Annotated in this window: 25 protein-coding genes and 6 pseudogenes; 21 read left to right on the top strand and 10 right to left on the bottom strand. The window is 69.5% G+C overall.

Translation table 11 applies throughout. The annotated features are described in order from the left end of the window. The 3 genes and pseudogenes from AC07DU_RS28430 to AC07DU_RS28440 all read left to right on the top strand — a co-directional run. Window positions 1–351 (top strand): transposase (locus tag AC07DU_RS28430; protein WP_479114494.1); only part of this gene is annotated, 351 nt, incomplete at its 5' end. 81 nt (window positions 352–432) lie between these two features. Then, window positions 433–627, top strand: a pseudogene (locus AC07DU_RS28435) (HNH endonuclease); the annotation flags it as partial. A gap of 388 nt (window positions 628–1,015) precedes the next feature. Next, window positions 1,016–1,372 carry a hypothetical protein gene (locus AC07DU_RS28440; RefSeq protein WP_479114496.1) on the top strand — a complete coding sequence of 119 codons (357 nt, stop codon included), beginning with the start codon at window positions 1,016–1,018 and terminating at the stop codon, window positions 1,370–1,372. Here the strand turns inward: AC07DU_RS28440 and AC07DU_RS28445 are convergent. Together AC07DU_RS28445 and AC07DU_RS28450 are read right to left on the bottom strand one after the other, a co-directional pair. Beyond that, complete coding sequence (locus tag AC07DU_RS28445; protein WP_479037549.1) at window positions 1,343–1,726, bottom strand: ribosomal protein L7/L12; 384 nt, start codon at window positions 1,724–1,726, stop codon at window positions 1,343–1,345. The two genes, AC07DU_RS28440 and AC07DU_RS28445, sit on opposite strands and share 30 nt — an antisense overlap. Before the next feature lie 70 nt (window positions 1,727–1,796). Further along, a protein-coding gene (locus AC07DU_RS28450) for an IS5 family transposase (protein ID WP_479114630.1) occupies window positions 1,797–2,626 on the bottom strand; the annotation gives its coding sequence in 2 pieces (ribosomal slippage) (window positions 1,797–2,314 and window positions 2,314–2,626; 831 coding nt in all). Window positions 2,627–2,633: 7 nt separating this feature from the next. Between AC07DU_RS28450 and AC07DU_RS28455 the strand changes: the two genes are divergently transcribed. From AC07DU_RS28455 to AC07DU_RS28465, 3 genes are all read left to right on the top strand, one after another. After that, window positions 2,634–2,768, top strand: a complete 135-nt coding sequence (locus tag AC07DU_RS28455) for a hypothetical protein (protein ID WP_479037546.1) — start codon at window positions 2,634–2,636, stop codon at window positions 2,766–2,768. Between the two features lie 471 nt (window positions 2,769–3,239). Then, complete coding sequence (locus tag AC07DU_RS28460; RefSeq protein ID WP_479114498.1) at window positions 3,240–3,638, top strand: hypothetical protein; 399 nt, start codon at window positions 3,240–3,242, stop codon at window positions 3,636–3,638. A gap of 372 nt (window positions 3,639–4,010) precedes the next feature. Beyond that, window positions 4,011–4,823, top strand: a complete 813-nt coding sequence (locus tag AC07DU_RS28465) for a replication-relaxation family protein (protein ID WP_479114500.1) — start codon at window positions 4,011–4,013, stop codon at window positions 4,821–4,823. Window positions 4,824–5,426: 603 nt separating this feature from the next. On the opposite strand, the gene AC07DU_RS28470 is transcribed toward AC07DU_RS28465, so the two are convergent. The 6 genes and pseudogenes from AC07DU_RS28470 to AC07DU_RS28495 form a co-directional block, all read right to left on the bottom strand. Further along, window positions 5,427–5,732: a hypothetical protein gene (locus tag AC07DU_RS28470; protein WP_479114502.1), complete on the bottom strand. Its 306-nt coding sequence runs from the start codon at window positions 5,730–5,732 to the stop codon at window positions 5,427–5,429. A 316-nt stretch (window positions 5,733–6,048) separates the two neighbouring features. Beyond that, complete coding sequence (locus AC07DU_RS28475) at window positions 6,049–7,125, bottom strand: ISL3 family transposase (protein WP_479114504.1); 1,077 nt, start codon at window positions 7,123–7,125, stop codon at window positions 6,049–6,051. Window positions 7,126–7,664: 539 nt separating this feature from the next. Next, a pseudogene (locus tag AC07DU_RS28480) lies at window positions 7,665–7,808 on the bottom strand (IS5/IS1182 family transposase); the annotation flags it as partial. A 142-nt stretch (window positions 7,809–7,950) separates the two neighbouring features. Next, complete coding sequence (locus AC07DU_RS28485) at window positions 7,951–10,692, bottom strand: WD40 repeat domain-containing protein (protein ID WP_479114506.1); 2,742 nt, start codon at window positions 10,690–10,692, stop codon at window positions 7,951–7,953. Window positions 10,693–10,920: 228 nt separating this feature from the next. After that, complete coding sequence (locus AC07DU_RS28490; RefSeq protein ID WP_479114508.1) at window positions 10,921–11,634, bottom strand: endonuclease/exonuclease/phosphatase family protein; 714 nt, start codon at window positions 11,632–11,634, stop codon at window positions 10,921–10,923. A 193-nt stretch (window positions 11,635–11,827) separates the two neighbouring features. Next, a pseudogene (locus AC07DU_RS28495) lies at window positions 11,828–12,445 on the bottom strand (ISAzo13-like element transposase-related protein); the annotation flags it as partial. Window positions 12,446–12,786: 341 nt separating this feature from the next. Between AC07DU_RS28495 and AC07DU_RS28500 the strand changes: the two are divergent. From AC07DU_RS28500 to AC07DU_RS28515, 4 genes and pseudogenes are all read left to right on the top strand, one after another. Next, window positions 12,787–13,080: a chaplin gene (locus AC07DU_RS28500; protein WP_479037525.1), complete on the top strand. Its 294-nt coding sequence runs from the start codon at window positions 12,787–12,789 to the stop codon at window positions 13,078–13,080. Window positions 13,081–13,732: 652 nt separating this feature from the next. After that, on the top strand, window positions 13,733–14,068 hold the full coding sequence (locus tag AC07DU_RS28505; protein ID WP_479037522.1) for a hypothetical protein: 336 nt from the start codon (window positions 13,733–13,735) through the stop codon (window positions 14,066–14,068). 56 nt (window positions 14,069–14,124) lie between these two features. Further along, window positions 14,125–14,295: pseudogene (locus AC07DU_RS28510) on the top strand (MerR family transcriptional regulator); the annotation flags it as partial. A gap of 246 nt (window positions 14,296–14,541) precedes the next feature. After that, window positions 14,542–14,745 (top strand): cold-shock protein, encoded by a 204-nt coding sequence (locus AC07DU_RS28515; RefSeq protein ID WP_161200952.1) that lies wholly within the window; start codon window positions 14,542–14,544, stop codon window positions 14,743–14,745. Between the two features lie 458 nt (window positions 14,746–15,203). Here the strand turns inward: AC07DU_RS28515 and AC07DU_RS28520 are convergent, their stop codons facing one another. Next, complete coding sequence (locus AC07DU_RS28520) at window positions 15,204–15,401, bottom strand: hypothetical protein (protein WP_479037519.1); 198 nt, start codon at window positions 15,399–15,401, stop codon at window positions 15,204–15,206. A gap of 210 nt (window positions 15,402–15,611) precedes the next feature. Here AC07DU_RS28520 and AC07DU_RS28525 point away from each other — a divergent pair, with 210 nt between their 5' ends. From AC07DU_RS28525 to AC07DU_RS28575, 11 genes and pseudogenes are all read left to right on the top strand, one after another. Then, window positions 15,612–15,887, top strand: a complete 276-nt coding sequence (locus tag AC07DU_RS28525) for an isoamylase early set domain-containing protein (RefSeq protein ID WP_214931263.1) — start codon at window positions 15,612–15,614, stop codon at window positions 15,885–15,887. A 1,347-nt stretch (window positions 15,888–17,234) separates the two neighbouring features. Next, window positions 17,235–17,315, top strand: a pseudogene (locus AC07DU_RS28530) (hypothetical protein); the annotation flags it as partial. Further along, window positions 17,309–18,004 (top strand): PP2C family protein-serine/threonine phosphatase, encoded by a 696-nt coding sequence (locus tag AC07DU_RS28535; RefSeq protein WP_479114510.1) that lies wholly within the window; start codon window positions 17,309–17,311, stop codon window positions 18,002–18,004. The pseudogene AC07DU_RS28530 and the gene AC07DU_RS28535, both read left to right, overlap by 7 nt. Continuing rightward, window positions 18,001–18,372: an STAS domain-containing protein gene (locus AC07DU_RS28540; protein ID WP_479114512.1), complete on the top strand. Its 372-nt coding sequence runs from the start codon at window positions 18,001–18,003 to the stop codon at window positions 18,370–18,372. The genes AC07DU_RS28535 and AC07DU_RS28540 overlap by 4 nt, the downstream gene beginning before the upstream one ends. A 99-nt stretch (window positions 18,373–18,471) precedes the next feature. Then, a complete protein-coding gene (locus tag AC07DU_RS28545; RefSeq protein WP_479114514.1) occupies window positions 18,472–19,020 on the top strand; it encodes a phosphatase PAP2 family protein in 549 nt (182 codons plus the stop codon). A gap of 86 nt (window positions 19,021–19,106) precedes the next feature. Then, window positions 19,107–19,301, top strand: coding sequence for a YegP family protein (locus AC07DU_RS28550; protein WP_479114516.1), 195 nt, complete (start codon window positions 19,107–19,109; stop codon window positions 19,299–19,301). 88 nt (window positions 19,302–19,389) lie between these two features. Next, a pseudogene (locus AC07DU_RS28555) lies at window positions 19,390–19,792 on the top strand (phage holin family protein). Further along, window positions 19,789–20,253, top strand: coding sequence for a DUF3618 domain-containing protein (locus AC07DU_RS28560; protein ID WP_479037498.1), 465 nt, complete (start codon window positions 19,789–19,791; stop codon window positions 20,251–20,253). Before AC07DU_RS28555 ends, AC07DU_RS28560 begins: the two are co-directional and overlap by 4 nt. After that, window positions 20,250–20,516 carry a DUF4235 domain-containing protein gene (locus AC07DU_RS28565; protein WP_479037495.1) on the top strand — a complete coding sequence of 89 codons (267 nt, stop codon included), beginning with the start codon at window positions 20,250–20,252 and terminating at the stop codon, window positions 20,514–20,516. The genes AC07DU_RS28560 and AC07DU_RS28565 overlap by 4 nt, the downstream gene beginning before the upstream one ends. 863 nt (window positions 20,517–21,379) lie before the next feature. Further along, complete coding sequence (locus AC07DU_RS28570) at window positions 21,380–21,790, top strand: preprotein translocase subunit TatB (protein WP_479114518.1); 411 nt, start codon at window positions 21,380–21,382, stop codon at window positions 21,788–21,790. A gap of 833 nt (window positions 21,791–22,623) precedes the next feature. Beyond that, window positions 22,624–23,571, top strand: a complete 948-nt coding sequence (locus AC07DU_RS28575) for an ATP-dependent DNA ligase (protein ID WP_479114520.1) — start codon at window positions 22,624–22,626, stop codon at window positions 23,569–23,571. Between the two features lie 119 nt (window positions 23,572–23,690). On the opposite strand, the gene AC07DU_RS28580 is transcribed toward AC07DU_RS28575, so the two are convergent. Continuing rightward, complete coding sequence (locus tag AC07DU_RS28580; RefSeq protein WP_479114522.1) at window positions 23,691–25,004, bottom strand: helix-turn-helix domain-containing protein; 1,314 nt, start codon at window positions 25,002–25,004, stop codon at window positions 23,691–23,693. Window positions 25,005–25,049: the final 45 nt, after the last annotated feature.

Consider the following 25,049-nt stretch of genomic DNA (forward strand, 5'->3'; position numbering starts at 1 on the left):
AACATGCACGACAGCCTCGGTCTCGAGCCGCTCGTGCGTGGCATTCCACCTATCCGTTCGCGCCGCGGCCCCCGCAGGCGACGGCCGGCGAAACTGCACGGCGACAAGGGATACGACTACGACCACCTGCGCCGATGGCTCCGCAAGCGCGGCATTCGCCACCGCATCGCCCGCAAAGGCATCGAGTCATCGCAACGGCTCGGACGCCACCGATGGGTTGTCGAGAGGACCGTGTCCTGGCTGGCAGGCTGCCGTCGGCTCCACCGCCGCTACGAGCGCAAGGCTGAACACTTCCTCGCCTTCGTCGGCATAGCCGCAGCCCTCATCTGCCATCGCCGACTCGCCAAATGAAACGGCGCCTAAGGCCGAGGTCGGTCGCCGCTGAAGGATCTGACGAGGAATACCGCACCTCTGGTAGGACGCGCCCTGTCAGCTGGGGCGTCGGCGTGGACGCCCGCGCGTCAGGAGGCGTACGCGAATGACCATGGCCAGCCGGCTTCGCTGGTGGCGGTGACGGCGCGTTCGAACCGCAGCAAGGCGGATCGGGCCCCCGCGGAGTGGCTGCCCCAGTCGGCGGAGGCGCTGTGCCGGTACGGCGCGGAGTGGACTGCGACGAAACTCCGGTGGGTTGCGGCGGGACGGACGTGGAGTTCACGCCCGCCCCGTAGGGAGGCCCGGAGGTGAGGGCCGCCACCTGGGATGGGTGGCGGCCTTTTCGTCATGCTCCGGGTTTCTGGGCGTAGCGGTCAGCTCGTCTGTGCCCGGGGGGTCTTCTGGACGCGTCGAAGTGTTGCGGGCTGCTCCTGACCGCGGCGTGGCCGGACGGTCCAACTGCGTGTGTGGTTGGGACTGCTGCGGTGTGGTCGGGTGTGCGTGCGGGGCAGGGTGGCAGGCGGGACCACGTCGGAGGGTGGTGTGCTGGTGGAGTGGGACTGGTGGACGGTGGAGTTCGGGGACGTCCACGCGGGCGCGGCGGGTGCCCTCATCGGGGGGGGGGGGATGAGCCCGGTGCCCGGTGTACTTCGATGTCGGGAGCGGTCCGAACGTGCCGTCGACGACGCATTGGACGGCCTATGACGGCCGCTCGCGCCGCCCGCGCGCCGAGGCCTTCCGCGCGGTGTGCGCGTGCGGCTGGCGGGGTGCCGCGGAGTATCCGCTGGATTGGGCCGCGATCGGCGACCAGCCCCTGTACGAGGCGGACGTCGACCTCGCCGGACCGCACGCGGACTGGACCGCACACCTGTCCGTCCTCCGCGACCAGGCCGTGCCGCTGCCCGAGCCCTTGGCCGCACTCCTGGCCGAGATTGCCGACCAGCTGAACACCACCGCCATGGACACACCGCTAGAGCGTGTCTCTCAGGTCTGGCTGTGAGTCCGTCAGCAGTGGGCGTACCCAGTCCGTGGCCGGTGGGCAACTCGCTCGACAGGTCTCGGGAGGCCATGGCCCGCTACACGGGGTCGGGTCAAGCGGGCCAGCCTCTCGCGTGATGGTGCGGTCGCACCAGTCGCACAGCACCGTCGCGTGGGCACCTGCGGCCTCAAGGGCACCGGCCGCGTCCTGGGCGGCTTCGAGCCAGTCGGGTTCTGTGACCGCTACGGGCGCACTGTCCAGCAGGAGCTTGCTGTTCCAAAGGCTGAGGCCGGTGATCGTTCGGATCGCACGGATCGCCTCCGCCTTCCGGTCTCCTGACTCCGTGAGCAGAACTCGGAATCCTGGCTCTTCCACACACCCTCCCCGGCGGCCTTACGCTGTCCAGCCAGTGAACCATCCCCGCAGCTGAGCGCCATGGGGCGGCCTATCGCCGGGTCCAGACAAGGATGGCGGCGAGGTGGAGTGCGGCCTGGAAGGCGATGGCGAGCTTGTCCGTCCGCATGGCCAGGCCGCGCCACTGCTTGAACCGGTTGATGCATCGCTCGACCGCGTTGCGCTGCTTGTATGCCTCGGCATCGAAGGCGGGCGGGCGGCCGCCGGTGCGGCCTCGCCGCAGACGGTGACCGACCTGATCGGACGGCTGGGGAATGACAGCCCGGATCCCACGACGTCGTAGATGCTTTCGGATCGCGCGGGATGAGTACGCGCGGTCCGCCAGGACGGCCTCCGGCCGAGTCCTCGGTCGCCCCGGACCGGTACGAGGAACACGGATGCTGGCCATGACAATCTCGAAGGCCGGCGCGTCACCCGCCTGGCCTGCGGTGACCCGGAGGGCCAGGGGCCGTGCAAGGCTGTCGCTGACGAGGTGAACTTTCGTACCCAGGCCGCCGCGGGACCGTCCGAGTGCATGGTCGTCAGGTTCGGTCCGGTCCGGCGCCCCTTTTTTCTGGCGCCAGCGGCGTGCTGGTGGGCGCGGCAGACGGTGGAGTCCACCGACACAGTCCAGCCGATGTCGTCAGCGTCGTCGGCTGCCGCCAACAGCGCAGCCAGGATCCGTTCCCAGGTGCCGTCGACGGCCCACCTGATCAGTCGCTTGTGAGCGGTCTGAAACGGGCCCAGCTCATCCGGCAGGTCCCGCCAAGGCGAGCAGGTTCGGTACTTCCACGCGATGGCCTCAAGGGTGCGCCGGTGGTCGGCCCACCGTCGTCCACGGACCGGATCGGCCGGCATCAGCGGCTCGATCCGGTCCCACATCGCATCAGTGATCACTAGCGAACTTTGGTGCGGTGCACCGCCCGGCGGTGGAGTCCACCCGATGGTCGCGGTGCGCACCACCGCCACCCTGGCGGGCGTGGCGGGGGTCCTCATCTCCATCCTCCTCGCCATCACCTCCTGACCGCGTGCGTCTTCCGGCCACCCCACGCCAGAACCAGCCACCAGCCCCCAGGTACCGCACCCGCCCGCCACCATGAGACGACCCCCCACCCCGGCCAACCGCCTGCCGGCCGAATGGGGCCACGCACCAGATGAGCGACCCGTACGAGAGCTACGTGTTCGACCATTCCAGGGGCTGGATGAGCCTGGACATCTACTACGAGCCTGGCCTCAACGTCGCCACTCTCCACCACACCGGCCATATCTCCGTGAAGCAGGGTGACAGCCGCTTCGCCGACACCTGGATCGACCGGCTTCAGGACTGCAAGCCCGTCGCGCTGCACACGTTCCTCGTGGAGGACGAGAAGATCCCGGCCCTGTTCCAGCCGTGCGTCTACGACGACAAGGACAGCCCGTCCGCAGTCGGCGGCAGTGGCTGCCATTCCCGGTCCCCGACGAACGAGCCCACAACTTCGTCGACCAGTACGCCGACATGCACGACCTCGTTGAGGAACTGGTCGTGCCCGACGGCGTTCCCCACGCCGCGGCGACGGTCCTGCGCACGGCCCGGGAGCTGTTGCGCCAGTCGTACTACTGCTTCGAGTTCTCCACCGTGGCGGTCATGCACTCCCTGATCGCGGTGGAGATCGTGCTGCGCGACCGCATCCCGGGCGCGGGCAAGAAGCCGCTGCACCAGCTCATCAAGCAGGGCGCCGAGGCCGGCGTCCTGACCGTCCGCCAGGCGGAGTACCTCGACTACGGGCGGCAGATCCGCAACAGGATGGCCCACGGTAAGACCACGCACGCGGCGATGCCGCCAGCCATGGCGGTGCCGATGGTGACGACCTCGTTCACGATCGTCTCCGAGCTCTGCACCGCGCCCACCGAATGATCACGGCTCGATAACAGGCGTCACACCATCGCCTTCCCCGGCACCTGTAGCAGGTGAATGCGGGACTCTGCCCGGAGTCCCACGCCCGCGTGAGGAGCCTCGACGATGACGTACTCCAGCAGCGCCCGGCAGCCCGATCCGGAGCCGCGCCCGACCTGGTCAAGGGGTGCCGAGCGCCCTGCAGACACCCCGGATTCCAGTGCCGTGTCCAGTGCCGTGAACGATTCCAACGTCGTACCCATCACCGCAGCTCACACCGCCCGCAAGAGGGCTGCCCGGCACGCTGACACCTCTCTCCCTACCCCTGAGACACCAGCGAAGGGGAAGAAGTCCACTCCCACGGCCGGGAAGGTACGGGCCGATGCCCTGCGGATGCTGGGGTGTGTGCGGATAGCCACGGTCCGGCAGATGGCTCAGGTGATCACGGAAGCAGGGTCGGACGGCCGGTCGTGCGTGCGCAGGGCCATGGTGGAACTGGCGGAGCTCGGGCTGGCGGAGACGAACGGCAAGGACGGCAAGCACCAGGTCTGGAACCTCACCCCGGCCGGGCAGAAGGCTCTGGCTGACGGCAACGAGCTTCCGTCCCGTCCGAAGGCCGGCACCGGCGCGAAGGCAGTGAGAGCCGGGTTCGGCCCGCACGCCGTGGCGGTGACCGCCACGATCCTCGCCTACACCGACACCGTCCTCTCCGGCCGCCGGGAGTACCTGACCGACTGGCAGGTGGAGGTCAACCACGCCATCAAGGAGACTCGCCTGTCCTTCAACACCGACGCCGTCCTCGCCGTGCCGACCAAGACCAGCGAGGTCCGCCTCTTCGAACTCGACAACGGCACCATGTCTCAGGCCCGCCTCGCACGTGAGGTCTGGGACTACGAGCGCTACGCCGGCCACCGCGTCTGGGAAGGCGCCCGCGGCACCATCGGCGGCGGCACGTACCCGTTCTGGCAGCGCCACCGCTACACCCGCTCCACCACCTTCCCGCGGCTGCACGTCGTCCTGGCGGGCAAGGCCGAGCACCTCCTCGACAACCGCCTCCAAGCGCTCACCGACGCCGTGCAGGGCATCACCATCGCGGTGTGGGCCAACACCCTGCCACGGCTCCAGCGGGGCGAGCCCTGGTACGAGATCGGCGTCGACGACCCGCACCGGCGCCGCTCCCGCTACCCCGAAGCTGTCGGCCGCTGACCGGTGCTGGGCAAGCCGAAGGGGAGCCTGGGCAAGCCATCCCGAACACCGGCTTGCCCACCCCGGCCAGGGCTCGTGGGCAGGACGGCATCGGTCACGGCCACCACTGGCCTTCACGGCCAGGGCGCGGCTGACCGATGACGCGTGACCGATGACCGGTCACCGCCCAGGCCGGGAGTTGCATGGACCGGTCAGGGCGCTGACGTGCTGGTTGACCGATCGTGGGAGACGGATCGGTCACGACCGGCCCGCCGACTGGGCAACGGTTCTGCTGGGCAAGCCCTCGGAGCGGACAGCAACTACCCTGGCTCCAGCCGCATAGACGTGTTCAAAATCCGGAGTGGTGCTTGCTTCGGGACCATGGTTGTGCTCTGCACGACGAGGGGGCCGGGGTGCCGCCGAAGTCCAAGGTAGATCTGTACGCGGCGATCCGCCGTGACGCCAGGACTGGCATGTCGGTGCGCGCTCTCAAGCGGAAGTGCGGCGTCGCTACGAGACCGTGCAGAGGGCCAGCTGACGCTGACGCCGAGCCAGAGGACCCGCTGATGCTGCTTCTGGCGGCCGACACCGCCAGAAGCGCCCACCACGGGTTATCGGTGCCTGTCAGTACCAGCCGGTGCAGACGATCTGGCCCCACGACTTGCCACAGGCGCGCATCACCCTGCCGTCGTCATCGTAGGCGGGGGTGTAGCCCCAGGTGTCGGTACCCAGCATCATCCAGCCCAGCTGGGGCTGCCACCGGCCGGCGTTCGCCTCTGCGAGGTTCGCCGCGCGATCCACCCACAACTCGTCGTACTTGTGGCCGTACTGGATTCGGCCCCAGGCACAGGCCGTATCACTGCTGTACCGCGGCTCGATCAGCGTGCCGCTGGCGGCCCGCACGGACCGCTTCGTCGACGGGTAGAGCATCCCGCTCGGGTCACTTCCGTCGCAGGTCCGCAGCGTGCCTGTCGGCGCTGCCTGTGCCTGAGGTGCGACCACGACTGCTGTCGCGACGGCAGCCAGGGCCGTCAGGGCGACTCCGGTTCTGCGTGCCCAGGATTTCAATGGATTCCCCTCCTTTGTCCGCCCGATGGCGGAGTCGAAAGCCACCGTGCCAGCCAGCGCGGTCAGATACGCCTGCTGTTACGAGCCCGTCGATCACCGGGCGATCGTTGGATACGTCCTTCACAGCACGGCCGCGAATATGTGGATGCGTTCCGGTCGGGGCAGCTCCCCGGTCTGGTCAGGTCCTGCACCGCGACCAGGTGCTCAGCCGCCAGCTACTCCTTGACCCGCGCCGCCAGGACACGAGCAGTCGAGGGCCAAGCCACCAGCCCCAGACTTTGACCGCGTGACGCCGCAGAACTTCTACCGCCGCGCGAAAGGTTGCCTCCCGTTGCTCCTTTTCGCCGACATTCCCCGGGCAACACCGCTGCAGCCTGTTCCCGGACCCCGTCGACAAACGTTCCTGGTTCTGGCCTACGCAGCCAAGCAGGGCGTGTACCTGGGCATGTCGTGCGCGGGTCCGGTCCGCGAAGCGATGCCCGGTCGGCCACGGCGAAGTGCTCGGCTCCTCCGCCGACAGTTCTGGCTCCGCCTCAGGCGCCGCCGGGTGACCGCGCAGGCAGCGTCGGTGCAGTGACACGCACCGCTCGGTGGCCTGTCCGAGGTTGTGCCACAGGTGCCAGCGGTCGGCCACCTGGAGGGTCTGCGGTGCGCCGAGCGTGGCGCCTTCGGCGTAGAACGGGGCGCGGTCCCTGCAGATGACCTTGATCTGAGGATGCTGGGCAAGCCAGGCTGCGAGCGTCTCTGGTTCGCGGTCTGGCAGGAGTTCCAGCGGTCGGCGCGTCTCTATGTCTACCAGGACCGTGCCGTAGGCGCGGCCTTTGCACATCGCGTACTCGTCGACGCCGACCGCTGTCGGCTGCGTCGGGTTCGGTTCGGGGAGCTCATGGACGATGCGCAGGACGGTGCTGCGGCTGACCGGGACGCCGACCAGTCCAGCAAGCCGCGCGCCCGCTCGCCCGGCAAGCGCCAGGCCCAGCGAAGCAAGCGCCGACCGCAGCCGCTCGGTCCAGCGGCCATGCCGACGCGTCAGCCCTGGTACCTGTTCCATGAAGGTCCGCCGCGGGCACCCAGGCGCCCCACAGGCAAATCGACGCACTCTCAACGACAACACCACGGGTCTACCCGAGACCGGCAGATCGCCGGGAAACCGCAGGTACGAGCCGTGAACGCGCGACGACCATGATCCACAATCGGGGCGGGCACACAGCACCGTCAGTCGTACTGCGGATCTCGACGCATAAGCGCTCGTCACCTGTGTGGACGGAGGTCACGGCAACGTCGGCGAGCGGCGCGAACAACATCTTCGATAGGCAGGTCACGGTCCTGGAGCTTCACCCTGCCGGGCATCAAGCCCGCCCCTTTTCAGGCAACTTCGCGTTCGAACCGGCCTCTCCCGATAGCCACGGAGAGTGATCACGCCACAGAAGTTGAGTCAGAGCCGCGCAAGGGCTGTGACAGCGCCTGACCGGTCGTCGCCGTTGCCTCTCGTGGCGCCGAGACCCCCTCGGCCGTACTGACGCCCTGGCCTGACCAGACCGGCGGCCCGCTCCGAAGCGGACCGCCGAGACGCCGCGCCGACAGGGTTTCCGGCGCCGTCCGCACGGGTTCGGTCCAGCGAGTGGGAGTGTTCGACGAACAAACGGCGTTCTGGCTCTGTTCGTGAGAATGAGTAGCGGTTCGGCGGCAGCGGATCCGTATCAGGTGGCGCGGATGTTCCCGTGATTCGAGAGAAGCCGGATACGGCTCAAGTAGTCGGCCAGCGTCACTCGATGCCCGACCGGTTGAACCGCCAGGGGGGTGCCCGGGATCTCCTCTACAACGTCGCAGCCGGTTGCGGATCTGGTCCACCGGCTGCGGGATCGCCGCCCGGATGTGCCGTTCGCGCAGGTGGGACCGGATCATGCGTGAGGAGTACGCCCGGTCCGCGATCACCGCGACAGCAGACCGGTGCCACCACAAGTACCGGGTCGGCAAGCGGCGAACTCGATGGCCTGACAGGATCCGACCGCGCGGTCCTTCATCGGGGGGAGCAGGGACGAAACCCCGCAGCACACGTCGAGTGAGACAACCCGGATTCTCATGGGCGTATGGCTCCGCTCGCGGCAGCATCAGCCTGCGCGACTTCGACAGCGCCGGACGCCTGGAGCCGCAGCACTGCCACCTCGGGGCCGAACGCGACCACGAGACCACCATGCGGTCCGGCTGTAAGCGCGTGCACGGGCAGAGGGAGCAGATAGTCGGTGGTGGCCCTGCGCCCTGTGGCCAGGTCGAGGAACCGCACGGTGTTGTCATGGCTGATGGCCGCCACGAGTTGCCCGTCATCGGTCCTGGTGACGGCCATCGCCCCGCTCGCACCTGATTCGGTGAGTTCGTGGCTGCCGACCTGGGCCATGGAGCTGAGGTTCCACAGGCAGACCGTTCCGTCCCGCCCCTTCGTCATCGCGGCAGGACCGCTGGGCAGCGTCGCGGTGGCCACAGAGGTCACCCAGTCGGTGTGGCCGGTCAATGGCTCGTCGACCTGGCGGCCGGTGGTGAGGTCCCACAGCCGCACCGACTTGTCCCAGCCGCCCGTCACCGCGACGGGCCGTCCGTCCAGAACAGTGGTGGCAACGGCTGTGACACGGCTGGAGTGACCGGTGAGAGGTGCGCACAACGCCTTGCCGGTGTTGAGATTCCAGACCCCCACGGTCCGGTCGCTGCCCGCGGTGACTGCTATGGGCGCTCCGTCCAGGATCGCCGTGGCCATAGCGAGGACTCTGCCGTGGTTGCTGGGCGTTGCCGGGTGCACCTCTCGGCCGGTGACGAGATCGAGAACGTGCAAGGTCGCGTCGGGGCCGGCGGTTACGACGACCGGGCGCCCGTCCACGTCCGCTGTCGACATGACGGCTGCCTCGGTTCGCAGGGCATCGGTGACCTGCCGACCGGTGATCACATCCCACGTCCGTATGGTCTTGTCGGAGCCTGCGGTGATGACCACAGGTCGACCGTCGAGAATCGTCGTGGCGAGGGCGGCGACGGCGCCGGTATGTCCGGAGCGGTGCCGGCCGCTACCGTTGGCCTGGGTGAGATCCCACATGCGCACCGTGCGGTCATCGCCAGCGGTCAGGGCCACCGGACGTCCCTCCACGACGGTGGTGTCGAGGTCCCACACCTGGCCGGTGTGCCCGGTAAGGGGCTCGCCCTGTTGCTCCCGGGTCTCCAGATCCCACACCCGCACGGTCCGGTCGAGGCCGACGGTCAATGCCAGCGTTCCTTGCCCGGCGGTCACAGTGTCCATGGCGCACACCCGATCCGTGTGGCCGGTGAGCGGCCGGCCCGAGGGCCACCCTTCCACCGCGTCCAACACCGTGACCGTGCCGTCCTTTTCGGCGGCGAGCGAGACCATTCGCTCCTGCAGTACCAGGGGCCGGGAAGTGGCCCGAGGGCCGACTCCTACCGCGTTCCCGGCACTGATCCGACCGCCTCTGCGGCCCGCGATCAGGTCCCACAGGTCGGTTCGCCCGCCTGGGTCGGGGGCCAGGGCCAGCAGTCCGTCCCCGGCAGGGACACTCCCAAGGGCCCGGACGCCGTCGATGCTGCGTTGAGGACTCGTCGTCAGGTCCCAGGCATGCAGTGCCTGATCGGCTCCCGCACAGAGCACGACCCGGCTCGCGCCCAGGACCGCAGTCTCACGTCTTCGGACGGACGCCCCCTTGTCGCGGTAGTCGGCGGTCCAGTTCCCGACAAGTTCTGGTTCGGCCTGATAGTCGAGCGTGACGGCGACCACTCGGCCGTTGACGGCCGTCAGAGCTGACACGCCTGACAAGCGCTCCGCCTCAGAGAACTCGAGCTCTGCCAGCTCGGCGCCTTGGATCATGTGACCGGTGACGAGGTCCCACGTGCGCGCCACCTCGCCTTCCTCAGCAACCACAGCGATAGGACGCTGCCCTTCGACCAGGACGGCATCCACGACTGTCAGACGCTCGGCGACTTGACGGTCGGCCACCAGATCCCACACCTGGACCGGTTGGTCCACAGCGGCGGTGAGGGCGACGAGGCGCCCGTCCAGCACACCTATGTCCGTGACCCAGGCAAACGCGCTGATCTGGGCCCCGGTGAGCAGATCCCACACCCGCAACGTCCGGTCCTTCCCCATGGTCAAAGCCACACGGCGTCCGGCCGGGGTCGCGCACTCCACCATGTCGACGAGTTCGCCCGCCGAACGGCCCGTCTCCAGATCCCACACCCCCACCGGCCCATCAGCGTGCAGTGTGAACGCCACGGCACGGTCGTCCACCAGAGCCGTGGCCACGGCCAGCAGCTCGGCCGTCATCGACGACACCGGGTCGGTACGGCCCGTCATCAGCTCGTGCCGCAGGTTCCCGGTCGTCAAGTCCCATACGCGCACCGCCCCGTCCTTGCTTCCCGCAACGACGACCGGCCGACCGTCGACAACCGCCGTCGACACGGCCGTCACAGGAGCATCGTGACCTGTGAACATGCGCAGGAACCGAGGGTCGGAAGCAGAGCCGCTCGCCCACTGCGGACCCCACTCCGGACCGGGCTGCCCCGGCACATCCGCGCTCCCGAACCAGGCAGCCAGCTCCGTGTCACCCAACCGTGCAGCCTCCAGCATCAGCACCTGGCGTCGCTGAACCGGCACCAGCGTCCGGTGCACTTCCGCCGAAGCCAGGTACACCGCTGCTACAGCCCGGCTCCGAGAGTCGTCTTCGTGGCCCAACAGCTCGATGACACGGGCCGGTTCCGTCGTGAGAAGCAGACTGGGATTCGACAGCAAGGAATGCACGTCGCGCGGGTCCTTCGCTGGTCTTTTGCTCATGGACCCGAGACTACGATCCGGCACTGACATCGGGGGCGCAGCGTGGGTGGATGGTGAGGCGGCAGTCTCTGCGTCAGGCGCCAGCCCTGCAGTCGGCATGACCCTTTCTGTGAACCGCGCAGGTCGGGCCTGTTGAGCACGGGGCGGTGAGTCACCGCCGGGGCGTCGGCTGCCGGCCTCCTGTCGGGTCTCTTCCCCGGCTCGTTGCCCACAGTCGGCGCGGGTAGCTCACATGGTGACGGTCGCGCGGACCAGATGGTGGTCCGAGAGGCCCTCCGTGCTCTCGACCGCGGCGTTGCCGACAACAGCGCCCCGCACGACCACGTGGTCGATCCACTGCGACTTCGAGCCTGACATGCGCGGCCGTGTCGGCAGGCCGTCTGGTGGAAGGTCCGCGACGGCGAAGCCAGTACCCAGAGCCGACGCCACGGTGGCTCGGTCGGTGTTGAAGTCCCCGAGAAGCACTGTTGCGTACCCCTGGGGAGAGGCTGCCAGTTCGGCCAGACGTGCCAGCTGACGCGTGTGCCGCTGATCACCGCTCACGTGCGTGGCGACGATCAGCGTTCCGGCGGTCTCGACGGCGAGCGCGCCCTTCCCGGGGTCATCCTCGAAGGATTCGGCACTGACCTCCCGGCTCGGTCCGTCGACCAGGAGCACGAGGTACTCGTCTGGATCGCGCAGTGGGCAACTGCCATGGCGCGGTACCGGGACGCGCGGGTACCTGAACGCGTGGATGGTCCGGCCGGTCAGGGCAAGGCGGAGGCTGGCCAGTTGGTCACCGCTGACCTCCTGCAGGGCGATGACGTGCTCGTCTCGTCCCAGCAGCAACGCCGTAACCGCAGCGATCCGCTCCGACTCGTCTGGGCAACGCCTCGGGACGTCCTCGCCCCAGTTCTCGGCGTGGACGCGGTGCAGTACGTTCCAGCTGGCAACCGTGATCATACGTCGCAAGGTTAACGGCTGTCCCGTAATCCCCGGCGGGCGCACGACGCCGGCTACGGCACCTCGCCGCGTTGTCGAGAACACCCGAATACGCCCAGTATGGGGGCGCCCCTCCGCCTTGCGATGCACCGCATCTGACGCCGTGCGCTGATCCACCGGGGATCACGGGACAGCCCTTGAGGCTTGCAGATCATTAACACGTTGTTTTGATCTTGTTGTCCTCGCCGGTCTGAGCCTGGACCCGGGCATGAAGGGCGGCGAGGGCCGTGGGTGGGGTTGTCGCGGGTGGGATGGCGATGCCGTGTGCCTCGAGCAGTTGCCGGTTCTTCGAGAGGATGCGGTGCATGGCGGTGCGGCTGGTGCCGAACAGCACGGCGAGGGGTTCCGCGGCCAGGGCGGCCCGCAGGTGGAGCACGGTGGCCAGGACCTGGTCGGGGAAGGTCAGCCGGGGCGGGCGGCCGCGCCGGATATCCCCGTCTGGTGCCAGAGTCGCCGTGAGGTCGGCCAGTTGCCGACGGGCCATCCCAGTCAGTGCGGGATCGGAGAGCAAAGCCTGGTCCCACTCCGGCTCCGGCGTCTGTGCGGTCCGGGCCGCCGGGATCACGGGGGATGGCTGGGGGTGCAGGACATAGTTCCAGTCCCCATGGAAGGCATGCCTGGTCAGCGGCAGGGCGGCCATCTCCGCGTCCTTGATGCGGACTCCGGTCGGATAGGTGTTGGTGCCCAGTTCGGCCCTCACACATAGGCCCGTGCGGGTGGTGGTCGCGGTGATCGACTGCACGATGACTTCGTGGCTGGTCAGCGGACGGCCGCATCGTCAGGTACGTGGTGATCGCGGCGGTCTCCAAGTTCAGGAGCTGGACGGTGATGGGGGCGTTGACGTTGTTGCCGGCGACTGAGCGCCACGGTCAGGACCTCCTCCGACGCCTCGGAGCTGAGGAAGTCGCCCGGGTCGGTCAGGGCACTGCTGCGCCGCCGCCAGGACCTCCGTCGCGTCCGGTGCCGGGGCCGGGGGCGGGGGCTCCGGATTGGCGGCAGGGGAGGACGGGCCACCATTCGGCCCAACTTCTGTGACCGGTGGGAGGGTCGTGCTGTTGGGAGGGCGTCCATGCCGCACCATCTGCGGCGGGTCCAGTTTCCAAGGAGATCTCCATGTCGCGTTTCGCGAAGTCGGTAGCCGTAAGCCTCGCCGCTGGTGCCATGGTGGCCGGGGGTGCGGGGATGGCCGCCGCTGACGCCGTTGCCGAGGGCGCTGCCATTGGCTCTCCCGGCGTGCTGTCCGGCAACGTCGTCCAGGTGCCCATTCACATTCCGATCAACCTCTGCGGCAACACGGTCAACGTCGTCGGCGCTCTCAACCCGGCCTTTGGCAACACCTGCATCAACAACGGCGGCGGCGGTTTCAAGGACAGCCACCACAAGGCCGACCACAACGGCGAGTACTGACAGCACCACCGGTGTGACGTCCTGCTGAGAGCAGGGTGCCGGCCGCAGATCCGCCAGCTTCAAAACAGCCGCAGGGCAACCGCCCTGAACAAATCCGCCTCCCCTCCCTCCAGGGGAGGCGGCGGGCGTACCCAATACGGTCGCCAGGGCGCCGCCGACGCCGAGGTGGGGTTCGGGGCCGGGCTGCCACGACGGCCCGGACTTCACGCGGCGGGGACCGATCGCGGGCCCGGATTTTAGTCCGGGGGTCCTGCCGCAGCGACTGAACCATCGCCTGCTCGGCTCATGCCCGGGCCACGCGGCTTGCGGGAGTTCTTCCGCAGTCCGCCATCCTTCCGCACCCACAGCCCCTCCCATCCGGACGCGCACGGTTCTATCGGCGTCCCAGAGGATCTGGGCGTGTCCTGGGAGGCCCCGGTGGCGTTATAGGAATGCCGCGGTGTTCCTTTCGGGGAGGCCCGTTGCCTGGCAGGGAGTCCGACGGACACGGGTACGGCTCCCTGCCATTCCACGTCCTGCCAGGAGGCGGTGGCAGCCCGCGCTGTTTGCGGGGCCGGTCGGTCACGGGACGCCACCGGGGACCGAGTTGGAAGAACTGGCCCGTGCTGGCGGCAGTGCTGTGACTGGGTCCGATACCTGCGAGGTGCCTGCCATGACCGATACCTCACATTCCCCACGAGGCCGCGCAGCGCATCCCGAGGACCGCTCGGGGTGTGACGGCCTCCCAGACGCGGTGCGTGCCGACGACGTCGCCGGCGCGACCGGCACCATCGAAAACCTCCACACCATGGTGCCCGCCGACCCGGTCGCAACGCGCCGGATGGACCGGCTGCGCCACGCGGTCAGCATCACGCGTTGGCGTGTGGACGGCATGACACGAGACCGGCTGCTCCTCCTCGCCAGTGGTCGGCTCCCGGCCTGCGAGCGCGACCTGGCCCTCATCGCTGATGCCGCCGGCGTCACCGTCGACTGGCTACTGCACGATTGAACGACGCCAGCATGCGCGGCGGCCGGGCCGGGCGGATCGCGGCTCAGATGCTGCTCCGCTACCAGCTGCGCATCGCCGCCCGCGCGCGAGAGCTCGTCGACCAGGGCACCCCCATCGAGGCCGCCTGCCGCATCGTCATCCTGGAAGACCAGCTCGAAGAAGCCCAGCGCCTCAACGCCGAATACCGCCGCGCCGCCGAATCAGCGAATCCACCGGCCGCGGCTTGAGCGGGGGCTGCGCATGCCGGTCCTCGGCGGTCCGCGCGCACCCTGCCACGGCGTGACGCGTACTCGTTTCCTGTGGTGACAGCGTGTATGGGCGTGTAGCGTCGTGTCAGCTGTCGTGGTTCGGAAGTTCCCCTTTGCCCACGCCTCGGCGTGGGCGTTTTGCTGTGCTGTGCCGCAGGAACCAGGGCGATCACCTCCGCCTTCCGCATGGTGCGGGAGGCGTTCATCGACTGGAAGGCATGAGACATGGCTACGGGAACTGTGAAGTGGTTCAACGCGGAGAAGGGCTTCGGTTTCATCGCCCAGGACGGCGGCGGCCCGGACGTCTTCGCCCACTACTCCGCGATCAACTCCTCGGGCTTCCGTGAGCTCCAGGAAGGCCAGAGCGTGACGTTCGACGTCACCCAGGGCCAGAAGGGCCCCCAGGCGGAGAACATCAACCCGGCCTAACCCCAACCGACCAGATCCACGCCGCGCTGAAGACGGTCTCTGACACCTCCCTCCACCGACCTTCGCGGGGCCATGCGGAAGTGGCATGGATCGCCCGGGTGGGCCGGGCCGCTGTGGTGAACTTGCGCCGCCGGTATGACGACTTCCCTGACCCGGTGGCTGGTACGGACGCGAGTCGAGGCGGCGGGCACGGCGTCAGTGTGCGGCCGGGCGCGGGAGCCCAGACGCTCCGCACGGCGCGCCGCGTGCCAGGGCGTCGACGGCGAGGCGGGCCCGCTCAAACGGTGAGGACGACCGCTTGCGGGTCAGCGGGCGCAGAGCCTTCCTTTCATTTTCCGGGCGCTCGCCGGAGGCAGAGCGGGCGGGCCTGTCGGTCGGCGGTGGACGGGACGTGACAGAGCCCGGCCGGGGTGACTGTGAACCGGCCGGGCCCTGCGTGCGTGGGGTGCTGCCCTGCTCTAGAGCTCGTCGTCGCGCAGGTCGCGCTCGTCGTGGAGCGGGTTTTCCTCGCGGCGCCGCTTGGTCTCCTCGGGGCTCTTGCCGCGGGACGGCTGGCCGGGCTGGGGGTGGACCGGGTCCTGGCCGGGTCGCTGCGGGCGCTGCTGCTCTTCGCGGCCCTTGCCCGGCTCCTGGCGCTTGTCCTGCGTACCGCCCATGACGGCGACTCCTCTTGATGTGGGGGTGAGGGACTCCTCGTCCTCACGTTCACACGGACAGTCACGATCCGCACCATTTCGGCTACGGATCGTGGCGCAAGGGTGACGTCGGGAACCGGGGTGGCTGCGTCGGAATGCGGACCGCGTCTCTGTTGCCGAGGATGGGCGGGATCCCCCCGCCCGCCCGCCCGCTGTCAGGAGTGCATCGCCATGCTGGAACGCAAGCCACGCAAGGACCGCACCGAGGTCACCTTCGTCCTGCCTGCCGACACCCCGCCCGGACCGGTCAGTGTGGTGGGCGACTTCAACGACTGGCAGCCCGGCACCCACACGCTCACACCGCGCAGTGATGGCACCCGGGCGGTCACCGTCGCCCTGCCCGGCAAGAGCGAGCACTCCTTCCGCTACCTCGCGGCCGGCGACTACTGGTTCGACGAGGAGAGCGCCGACAGTCACGACGGCCTCAACAGCCGCGTACGCACCTGAAGAGCCCAACCGGCGTAACCCCGGGGAGCCGCAGGCGTTGAGAGCGGCGACACGTGCCCCCGGCCCTTCGCTCCCCCCGGGCCGGAGTCCGTGTGGCGGCCCCTGCCTCGCCCACGGCGGCAGGGGCCGTCGTGGATTCCTGGGATCCCGCCGCCGTCACGGCATCGGTTGGGTCTCGTTGTCTCCGTCGGTGGCCGGCCGGATCGTCGACGTGTCCCGGCACCACGATGACAAAACGGTCACGCGCCGCCACAGCGGCCGCCCGGGTTCGTTGGAACCGGGCATGGAGCAGAAAACCGTTTCGCCACCCGAGCGAGCCGGATTCGCCCGGCTGGCCGAGGAGTTCTGGCAGGTGTCCGAAGCGCCGATCTACGACGCCATCGAACGCCAGTGGCTCGCGGAAGGCCGAGAAGTGCCCCGCCGTCCCGGCCTGGCGTGGGGTGGTCGGCGCCCGGTGAACGCCCCAGACCTGTTCTGCCGCCTGAACCACATCCTCACTCCGGTGCGTACAGCCGCTCGCGCAGGTGCAGCAGGGCCGTGGTGTCCGCGACGGAGGCCAGAGTGGCCAGCAGGCGCGGATGCGGGCGTCGTCGCCCTCCCGGACCGCCTGCACGATGTTCTCGATCACCGCGCGGGCGCGGGGGTCCCTACCCGCCAGGCCGGCCGTTTCGCCGCGGCACTCGTCGTCGGGGACCCCGTCCGCTGCCGTCATGTCATCCCCCAACGGACCGCAGTAGTCCCAGGTCACCACCGCCGCGAAACGACAGGACGGGCCGCGCTACGATCACGCCCGGCCCGCCGACGGTATCGAGAGGCCGGGCGGGACCTGCACGGGGGTCAGGCCGCATGCCCGTACCCCTCGGCCTCGGCGCGGCTCAGGCGAACAGGACCCGGGCTCAGTCCTCTTTCCCCGCCAGGACACGATCCGCCGCATAGTGCGGACAAGACAGGACATGCCACGTCACCGTCAGGCGACACCCGGCCACAACCGCGATCGTACGAGCCTGGCCGTCAGCCGGGCCCGCCGCACAGTACGGGCACACGACGGTCTCTGCCCTCAACTCAGCCGTCATCCTTCAGATCTGCCCCGCCGAGGCGGGCGTGACGAGAGGGCCGCGCCGGTCGCCGCGGGGCACGCGTCGGAGTGCGGCCCCCGTCGCGGCCCTGATGGCCGAGGCCGCACTCCGTCCCGTCGAAACTACCGGGTACCGAACCGAGCGCAGGACCCGTTTTCGCTGGCCAGGCAGGTGACCACGCAGCATCCGGATCGTTGTGCCAAGCGCTCATCGGGACGCCTGACCCCTTTTCTAGGCCGCTTCCTTCAGATCATCGGATCGTTGGTTTGGTGTGTCGTTGACTGACGCCCAGTGGGCACGCATCGAGCCGTTGCTGCCGGACCGGAGTCCGAAGCGGGGAGGGCGGTGGCGGGATCACCGGCAGGTGATCGACGCGATCACGTTCAAGTACCGCACGGGCAGTGCGGCAAGGGCCCCGAAGCGGCCGCCGTCACCTCCCTGACCCGCTACACCCTGCGCGCCGCCGCCCAGATCGACCCGGACCCCGACAAAGTCCTCACGTCCCTGAACACGGCACTGCTCCTCGATCCGGCCGTCGGCACCCGGTTTTGCACCGCCGTCTTCAGCATCCTGGAACCGCACGAGCGGGACGGGTTCACTGTCATGGTGGCCACCGGCGGCCACCCCCCGGCCTACCACCTGCGCGGGCAGGGGACGGTGGAGGCGGTGCGCCCCCAGGGAGGCACGCTCATCAGCGCCCTCGCCGAAGCGCACTTCGCCTCCCACACCTTCCAACTCGCCCCGGGCGAAGGACTGCTCCTCTACACCGACGGGCTGACCGAGGCACGCACCCTGGGCGGAGAAATGATCGGCGAAGAGGACCTGGCCCGTTTCCTCGCCGCGCGCACCGGGCCCGTCAGCGCGGCGGCGGTCATAGGGGACACCGTCGACCTCCTCGACGCCACGCCCCACGGAGCCGGTGACGACGTCGCCCTGCTGGCCCTGTCCGTCCCCCTCGCCGACACCGCAGACGGCCTTACCGCGACCGCCACCGCCCACACCATCGCCCCCGTCGGCGAGACGCCGGAGAGCCGACCGTGACCGACTTCCGCCTCACCGCACAGCACACCGACGGCGACCTCGCCCTGGCCCACATCGCCGGAGACCTCGACATAGCGACCGCCCCCCACCTGCGCACCCAGGCGCTGGCCCTGATCGAGCAAGGCCACCGGCACCTGATCCTGGACCTCCGGGCCGTCACCTTCTGCGACTCCTCCGGCTTCAACGCCCTGGTCGGTATCTTCCGCTGCGCCAAGACCGTCGGCGGCACCCTGGTCCTTGCCGCCGTCCCCGACCGCCTTGAGCGGCTACTAGACCTCACCAGCCTGGGAGCCTTGCTGCCAGCCCATCCCACCGTCGCTCACGCTCTCGTCGCGCACACCCTCAGCCCCGACACAACCACCGCCTGACCCCTGCGGTGGCGGCCAGGCAAAGGCGGCCACCGCAGCGGCACGCGCGCACGGCCGTGATCACCGTCTGAACGGCTGGCGCCGGGGAAGCTGATCAGCATGAGGATCGTGGAGGCCCTGCGCGCGGGCGAGAACCGGCTGACCAAACGCATGGCGGCCTGGGATTCCGTCTGGGCCCGCGGCCTACTGCCGCCGGTGGAGGACGCCGCCGAACACACCAAACTCTGGTGGGCCACGGCTGTTCTCATGGCGGCCGTCGGCGGGTGGAGGGGCCGCCGGGCCGCGGCGGCCGGCATCGCCAGCATGGCGGTCGGGCAGGTACTGGCCAACGGGGTCGCCAAGCAGCTCATCGAGCGCCGCCGCCCGCCGAAGCAATGGTTCCCGCACGAGGAGGTGGAGGAGCGGCCGGACAGTTCCTCCTTCCCCTCCGGGCACACCGCCGCGGCCGTCGCGTTCACCGCCGCCGTCGCTCCGACCTGGCCGTGGGCGGGCGCCGCCTGCGCGGTACCGACGGTTCTGGTGGCGATCGAGCGCGTCCACGACGGCGCCCACTACCCCTCCGACGTCGCAGCGGGAGCCGCCATCGGCCTGGCCGCGGCCGCACTGGTACGCACCACACCCCGCCTGCTCATACGCCGCCTGGGGTAAAGCCGCCGAGGGGCGGGTGCCTGGCCGGTCGCGGGGTAACCGCGCCCCTGACAGCAACGTGTACATCTCAAAGAGGAGGATCTGTCATGGCGGCTCGCTTCGAGGTCCGGCACCAGCCGGGCAAGGGCTATCACTTCGTTCTGATCGCGACCAACGGGCAGGTCATCGCTACCAGCGAGCACTACGAGACGCATCGTTCCTGCCTGAACGGCATCGACTCGGTCAAACGCAACGCCGACGCCCCCGTCCAGGACACCACCGGGACCCACCAGGGCAGCTGAGCGGCGCGGCGCCGCCTATGCGGCGTCGATGGCCGCCATCGTGCAGCCATCACCGGTCAGTGCAGTAAGGCAGTTTTGGGAGTACAGCATGAAGACACAGAACGCCGATGATTCGGTGGGCGCACTGGTAACCCGCGCGTCGCAGCAGATCTCGGAGAGCTGGTGCGCGAGGAGATGCAGCTGGCCCGGGCGGAGATGACCGCCAAGGGCAAACGGTTCGGGGTGGGCGGCGGCCTGTTCGGCGGAGCCGGCCTGACCGGGTTCCTGGCCGCGCAAGCCCTGACAGGGGCCGTGATCGCCGCCCCGTGGCGCTGCTGCTCCCGGTATGGGCGTCGGCTCTGATCGTCGCCGCCGTGCTGGCAGCGGTTGCCGCCGTCATGGCCATGGCCGGGAAGAAGCAGATCGCCAAGGCCGGGCCGCCCGCGCCTGAACAGACCATCGACAGCGTCAAGGCCGATGTGGCCGAGATCAAGGAGAAGACCCAGCGATGAGCGACAAGCCCCACGACAGCGAGTCCGCCCCCACTCCCGAGGAGCTGCGCCAGCAGGTCGAGCACACCCGCGAGGGCCTCGGACAGACCGTCGAGGCACTGGCCGCCAAAGCCGACGTCAAAGCCCGGACGCAGGAGCAGGCCGCCGCGGTCAAGGAGCAAGCAGCCGAGAAGGCCGCGCACCTCACCGACCAGGTCCGCGGCAAGGCGGAACAGGCCAAGCAACTGGTGAAGGACAAGACCCCCGACCCCGTCCTCGACAAGGCGACCGCGGCCGCGACGCACGTCCGTGACACGGCGTCCCGTGCCGGACAGCTTGCGGCGGACAAGACCCCCGACCCCGTACGCGAGAAGGCCGGACAGGCTGTGAGCATGGCGCGGGCGAAGCGCACCCCGCTGCTCGCCGCGGCGGCCGCGCTCGTGGTCTTCCTGCTCATCCGGCGCAGCCGGAGGTGCCGGTGAAGGCATCGAAGATCGCCTACAAGCCGGTCGGTCTGGCCTTGGGCGCGGCCAGCGGCATGCTCGCCGGCGCGGCGTTCAAGCAGGCGTGGAAGTTGCTCGGGCACGATGATGACGCCCCCGACGCCACCGACCAGGACCGTTCCTGGCAGGAGATCCTTCTGGCCGCAGCCCTCCAAGGCGCGATCTTCGCCGTCGTCAAGGCCGCCGTCGACCGGGCAGGCGCCACCACTGTCAGACGCCTGACGGGCACCTGGCCCGGCTGACAAGGCACAAGAGACGGCGCCGGCCTCTGCGGCCGGCGCCATCGTCCCTGCAGAGCCGTGAGTTGGGAGGAATCCGTAGCCGCGCACCCAGGGCTCCACGCCCTCACCGCTGCCGCTCTTACCGGCGCCCTTGTGGCAGCCCGATGGTGGAGGAGTCGCCGCGCAGGCAGCGCGGATCACGGGGCCAGCGCCGCGAGGGCACCCTGGCGCCGGACACCGCCCTACCCCACCGGCGCCCGCACCGCTCACGCGCAGAGCAGCACGCTGCACTCCTCGACCCGCCCCATCCAAAATGACCCGGGCTCCTGTCGAGACCGCCCGGTACGCCGCCGACAGGGCCGCTCCTGATAGCCGGCACTACCGCATCCGGCCGTACCCCGCCCAGAGGTTTCCACCGTGAGCGCCACAATCCTGATCGGGGTCATCCCGGGCCAGGGGCTGGACTTCGTACCGGTATGCAAGGGCTGGGACGCCCCCGAGTCGTTCGGCACGTGACGCAGGTCAGTCCCGAGCGCATTTTCAGACGTGGTTGAAGGATGGAGTGCGGCTGGTTACGCCCGTCGGCGAGAAGACGGCATCCCTGGCGTGACCAGTCGATTGGGGTACGCCACGGCCAGGACCCCTCCGCAGCGCCGAGCCGAAAGGTAACCTACAGCGATCACTCCGACACGTGATGCGATCGGGGTGTGGCCTGCAGAGGCGGCTCGGCCGACGGCCGAGGAGGCGTCGGGGCGGCAGTGCGCCCTGTTACCGCCTTGGGCGGACCCGGTCCGATCGCCAAGACTTCCACCGTTCCCGCAAGAACCCGCTCCATTGGAGACGCCCCCTGGGGGTGACCGATGGACCCCGTGAAGGAGACGACTGTGAAGCTTGCCCGTTTCGCGACCGCGACCGCTCTCGCCGCCGCCCTGGCCGGTGCGGCCATCGCGCCGGCAGCAGCCCAGCAGAACAGCGCCACCACCACGCACCCCTACTCCTGCTCCAACCAGGGCGGCGGCCCGAGCCACACCGTCAACTGCTCGGGCCTGATCACGGTGAACAACGTCCTCAACGGCACCACCGTGAATATCGGCGACGTCAACGTCCTGACCGGTATTCAGCTCAACGACCTCCAGGTGGCCCTGGCCAACGTCGCCGACAACAACGTCAACGCCCCCGTCACCGTCCAGCTCCTGAACCTGGAGACCGCCGCGATCAACACGTACCTGACGAAGTTCGGCATCGCCGTCCTGCCCGTCAACGTCGGCATCTGCGCGGGCAGCATCTGCGTCTGACCCGTCCCGGACATCCCGGCAAGGGCGGATCCCCCTTCAGCCGCCCTGCCGGGAGCCGACGCCCGCACCTCTGCGGCCGCCACGACCACCAAGTCGCGGTGGCCGCAGACGTGCGCCAGTTCACCCCGCAGTCCCGGAGCGGCTCCGCGAGCCGCTCGTGTCCGAGGCGGGATGGCCGGCATTCTGGCGGGGCACAGCACCCCGAGGCGCGGGTCTGCTGGGCGCAGACCGGACTGTCCTGCCAGGGCCTGCGCCCTGTCGGCCGCCCACTGGTCCTGCTTCCACTTTCGGGACCGCTCGCGGCCGTCCTGCTCTTCACCTGTGGCCGGTGCCGCTGCCGGTCAGGAAGTGCGTGTGCCCATTCAGCGTCGGCGTCAGGTTGACGCATGTTGCGGTGGGGTGGAGCGTGTCCATGGGGGGTTGCGGGGCGTTGAGTTATGTGACGCGTGCGCTGGCTTGGCCCCCATGTCGGGCCGGTGCAGTCCGCGGCCCCTGATTCCGCGCTCTGGCGTCGGGGCCGCGTCACCTCCCCCTTGGCCCCGTCCACAAGGTCCTGGCCTGCCCCCGAGCGGCAGCGGCTCCATGGTGAAGGCGCGGCGGGCGGGAACTCGCCCTAACCGCTGTACCGGCACCCGGTCGTGCTCGCGCCGCGCCACCGAACTCCTTATGCTCCACGACTGCTGCCTGCGCATCGACTCTGCTCTCGGCGCCCGCATCGAGCGTCTGGAGGGGAGTGCCGAGGAGGGAGGCCAGGTGATGTTGCACCCGCCGGTTGAGCCGATGTTGGCGCAGGCCGCCGAGGTGATGCCGCCCGTGCGTCCGCTCGGTTCGGGGTGGCGTATGAGCAGAAGTTCGACGGGTATCGGGCGCTGGTGTTCACCCCGGCCGGGCCGGGTGGGCGGGTGTTGCTCCAGACCCGCCGCGGTGCTCTGGTCCAGGGCGCGTTCCCCGATCTCGTCGCGGCGGCCGAGGCGCAGTTGCCGCACGGCCTGGTCCTCGATGGCGAACTGCTCGTCTGGGACAGCGAGGCTGGCGCCCTGTCGTTCGAGGGGTTGCAGCGTCGGGCCGCTGCCCGCGCCCGCAGCGCTCCCGCGCTGGCCGCTAAGCTGCCGGCCCTTTTCGTGGCGTTCGACGTCTTGCAGATCGACGGCCAAGAGCTTTTGCACCTGCCGTATGTGGAGCGCCGCGCCCGCCTTCAGGCCCTGTTCGCCGACCACGCCCTGACGGCCCCATGGACCCTGTGTCCGATGACCACGGACCCGGCCAAGGCCCGCGAATGGCTGGAGTCGTGGACCGACGTGTCCGGCGTTGAGGGCATCCTCTGCAAGCCCCAGACCAGCCGCTACATGCCAGGTCACAGGGGCGCGTGGACCAAGGTCAGACGACGGGACACCACCGAGGCGATCATCGGCGCCATCACCGGTACCCTGACCCGCCCGCAGCTCCTCGTCCTCGGCCGCCACGACCAGGACGGCCGGCTGCGCACGGTCGGCCGCACCATCCCGCTGCGCACCGAGGCGGCCCACCTGGTCGCCGAGCACCTGGCCGCCGCCGACCCCGGACACCCCTGGGAGGGCGTCACATTCGCCGCGACCTGGGGGAGCCGCGACGTCTTGGACGTGCGCCTGGTCCGCCCCGACCTGGTGGCCGAGATCAGCGCCGACCGCGCCGTGGACCGGAGCGGCGTCTGGCGCCACCCGCTCCGCTTCAAGCGGCTGCGCATGGATGTCGTTGCCGGGGATGTGGCCCTTGGGGAGGGAAGGGCCGCGGCTGCGGGTTGAGGCGCCGCGGTGGTGGGTGTTGCGGGGCTTCGGCGCGGGCAGGGGCGTGATTGCCTCGTCGAGCCTACTCCCGCGTGTCGGCCCGAGCTGGTCACGGAGATCGGAAACGTAGCGTTCTTTCAGGCCAGTGGCTGGTAGTAAGCGATGTCGTGGTCGGTGGTGGTGTCGGGTTGTGTGTTGGTGAGGGCTGGTTTGCTGTTCTTGTAGGTGTGGATGAGGAGAGCCGTCACCGTGCCGAGGAGGGTGGAGAACCCGCTGCCGAGGAACCACCAGCCGGCGGTGGTCGGCATCGACGTCGCGATCGGGCCGGGGGTGTGGTTGAACACCGCGATGATGACGAGTGTCAGACCGGTGGCGACACCGCCCGCTGTGGACAGCCACGCCCAGTCGCGGCCGGCGGGTGAGGGCTGCGGGGCCGCGCTCCGGCCGTCTGCCGGTGCCGTGCTGCGATCCTCCTCCCGGCCGGGAACATCTGCTGTGCTGTGGCCGCCGTCGGAGGTCCTGCCCGCCTGCTGATGCGTCGTGCCCGGGCCGCCGGCCTGCGTTGACACCCCGGAAATGCCTGCGGTCTGCTCCTCGATGAGTCGGCGGTTCTGTGCGCGCAGTACCGCGGCTTCCTGCTGGAGCAGGCGGGCTTGTTCACGCTGTCCGGCGAGTTCCGCCTCGATCTGGTGGATGTAGTCCTGGGCATGGCGCAGACTCTCGTCATGCTCCTGGCCGCGGACCGTGAGGAGTTCGGCCACACCCTCGGCCGTGCGGGCCCGCTCGAGTGCTTCTTGCAACTGCCCCTCAGACCTGTCGCTCTGTTCCTTCAGCCGGGCTTCGAAGAGCTCGACCACACCTTCGGCCGTGCGGGCGTGTTCCAGGGCTGCTTCCAGCTGTGAGGCGAGCCGGTCGGCCCTCTCCTCCAGTGACACCAGACGTGCGTCCGACACCTGTTGGGCCTGCTGGTGCTGCGCCCGCAGGTGCCGCATGTCTTCCTCCAGCTGGGCGAGTTTCACGCCGGGGGCGCCGCCGCTGGCGGCATGGGCCTTCCCGCACAGCCTGTCCAGCTCCGCATACACGTCGGGAGACAGGGGCGCGCCCTCCTCGGCGAGGAAGACCCTCAAGGCGCGCAGCGACTTCCGGGGCATGACCCGTTCGCCGTTCAAGTAGCGCGAGAGGGAGGACGGCGAGCAGTGCAGCGCCTCGGCGATCTGTGCCTGTGTCCCGCCCGGGAGGAACTCGCTGACCGCTTCGCGCAGCGCGGCCGCGTACGCGGCTCCTGGCGCGAGCGCCTCTGGGGACTCCTCCACGCCCGCTTCCCTTCGGACGTCAAAGACCGGCGCCCGCAGGGCGCATTGACTGATTGTCACGCAGTGGTGACAGGCCGGGAACGTCTTTCGCGGAGAAAGCAGAGGAGGGGCGGTGTTGCCGGCTTGCCGGGAACGCATCCTTCCCACTCCCGCACGGTCTGTCCTGGCTGAAGTCTGAGTTCA

It is taken from the genome of Streptomyces sp. NPDC045695 (assembly GCF_056432025.1).

Bases quoted from the DNA above. Each gene is read 5' to 3' on its own strand.
- AC07DU_RS28505 (WP_479037522.1), top strand. From the start codon at position 13,733: ATGACCGATACCTCACATTCCCCACGAGGCCGCGCAGCGCATCCCGAG.
- AC07DU_RS28465 (WP_479114500.1), top strand. From the start codon at position 4,011: ATGCTGGGGTGTGTGCGGATAGCCACGGTCCGGCAGATGGCTCAGGTG.
- AC07DU_RS28470 (WP_479114502.1), bottom strand. From the start codon at position 5,732: ATGCTCTACCCGTCGACGAAGCGGTCCGTGCGGGCCGCCAGCGGCACG.
- AC07DU_RS28490 (WP_479114508.1), bottom strand. From the start codon at position 11,634: ATGATCACGGTTGCCAGCTGGAACGTACTGCACCGCGTCCACGCCGAG.
- AC07DU_RS28545 (WP_479114514.1), top strand. From the start codon at position 18,472: ATGAGGATCGTGGAGGCCCTGCGCGCGGGCGAGAACCGGCTGACCAAA.
- AC07DU_RS28460 (WP_479114498.1), top strand. From the start codon at position 3,240: ATGCACGACCTCGTTGAGGAACTGGTCGTGCCCGACGGCGTTCCCCAC.
- AC07DU_RS28515 (WP_161200952.1), top strand. From the start codon at position 14,542: ATGGCTACGGGAACTGTGAAGTGGTTCAACGCGGAGAAGGGCTTCGGT.
- AC07DU_RS28525 (WP_214931263.1), top strand. From the start codon at position 15,612: ATGCTGGAACGCAAGCCACGCAAGGACCGCACCGAGGTCACCTTCGTC.
- AC07DU_RS28520 (WP_479037519.1), bottom strand. From the start codon at position 15,401: ATGGGCGGTACGCAGGACAAGCGCCAGGAGCCGGGCAAGGGCCGCGAA.
- AC07DU_RS28550 (WP_479114516.1), top strand. From the start codon at position 19,107: ATGGCGGCTCGCTTCGAGGTCCGGCACCAGCCGGGCAAGGGCTATCAC.
- AC07DU_RS28485 (WP_479114506.1), bottom strand. From the start codon at position 10,692: ATGAGCAAAAGACCAGCGAAGGACCCGCGCGACGTGCATTCCTTGCTG.
- AC07DU_RS28500 (WP_479037525.1), top strand. From the start codon at position 12,787: ATGTCGCGTTTCGCGAAGTCGGTAGCCGTAAGCCTCGCCGCTGGTGCC.
- AC07DU_RS28580 (WP_479114522.1), bottom strand. From the start codon at position 25,004: ATGCGTTCCCGGCAAGCCGGCAACACCGCCCCTCCTCTGCTTTCTCCG.
- AC07DU_RS28560 (WP_479037498.1), top strand. From the start codon at position 19,789: ATGAGCGACAAGCCCCACGACAGCGAGTCCGCCCCCACTCCCGAGGAG.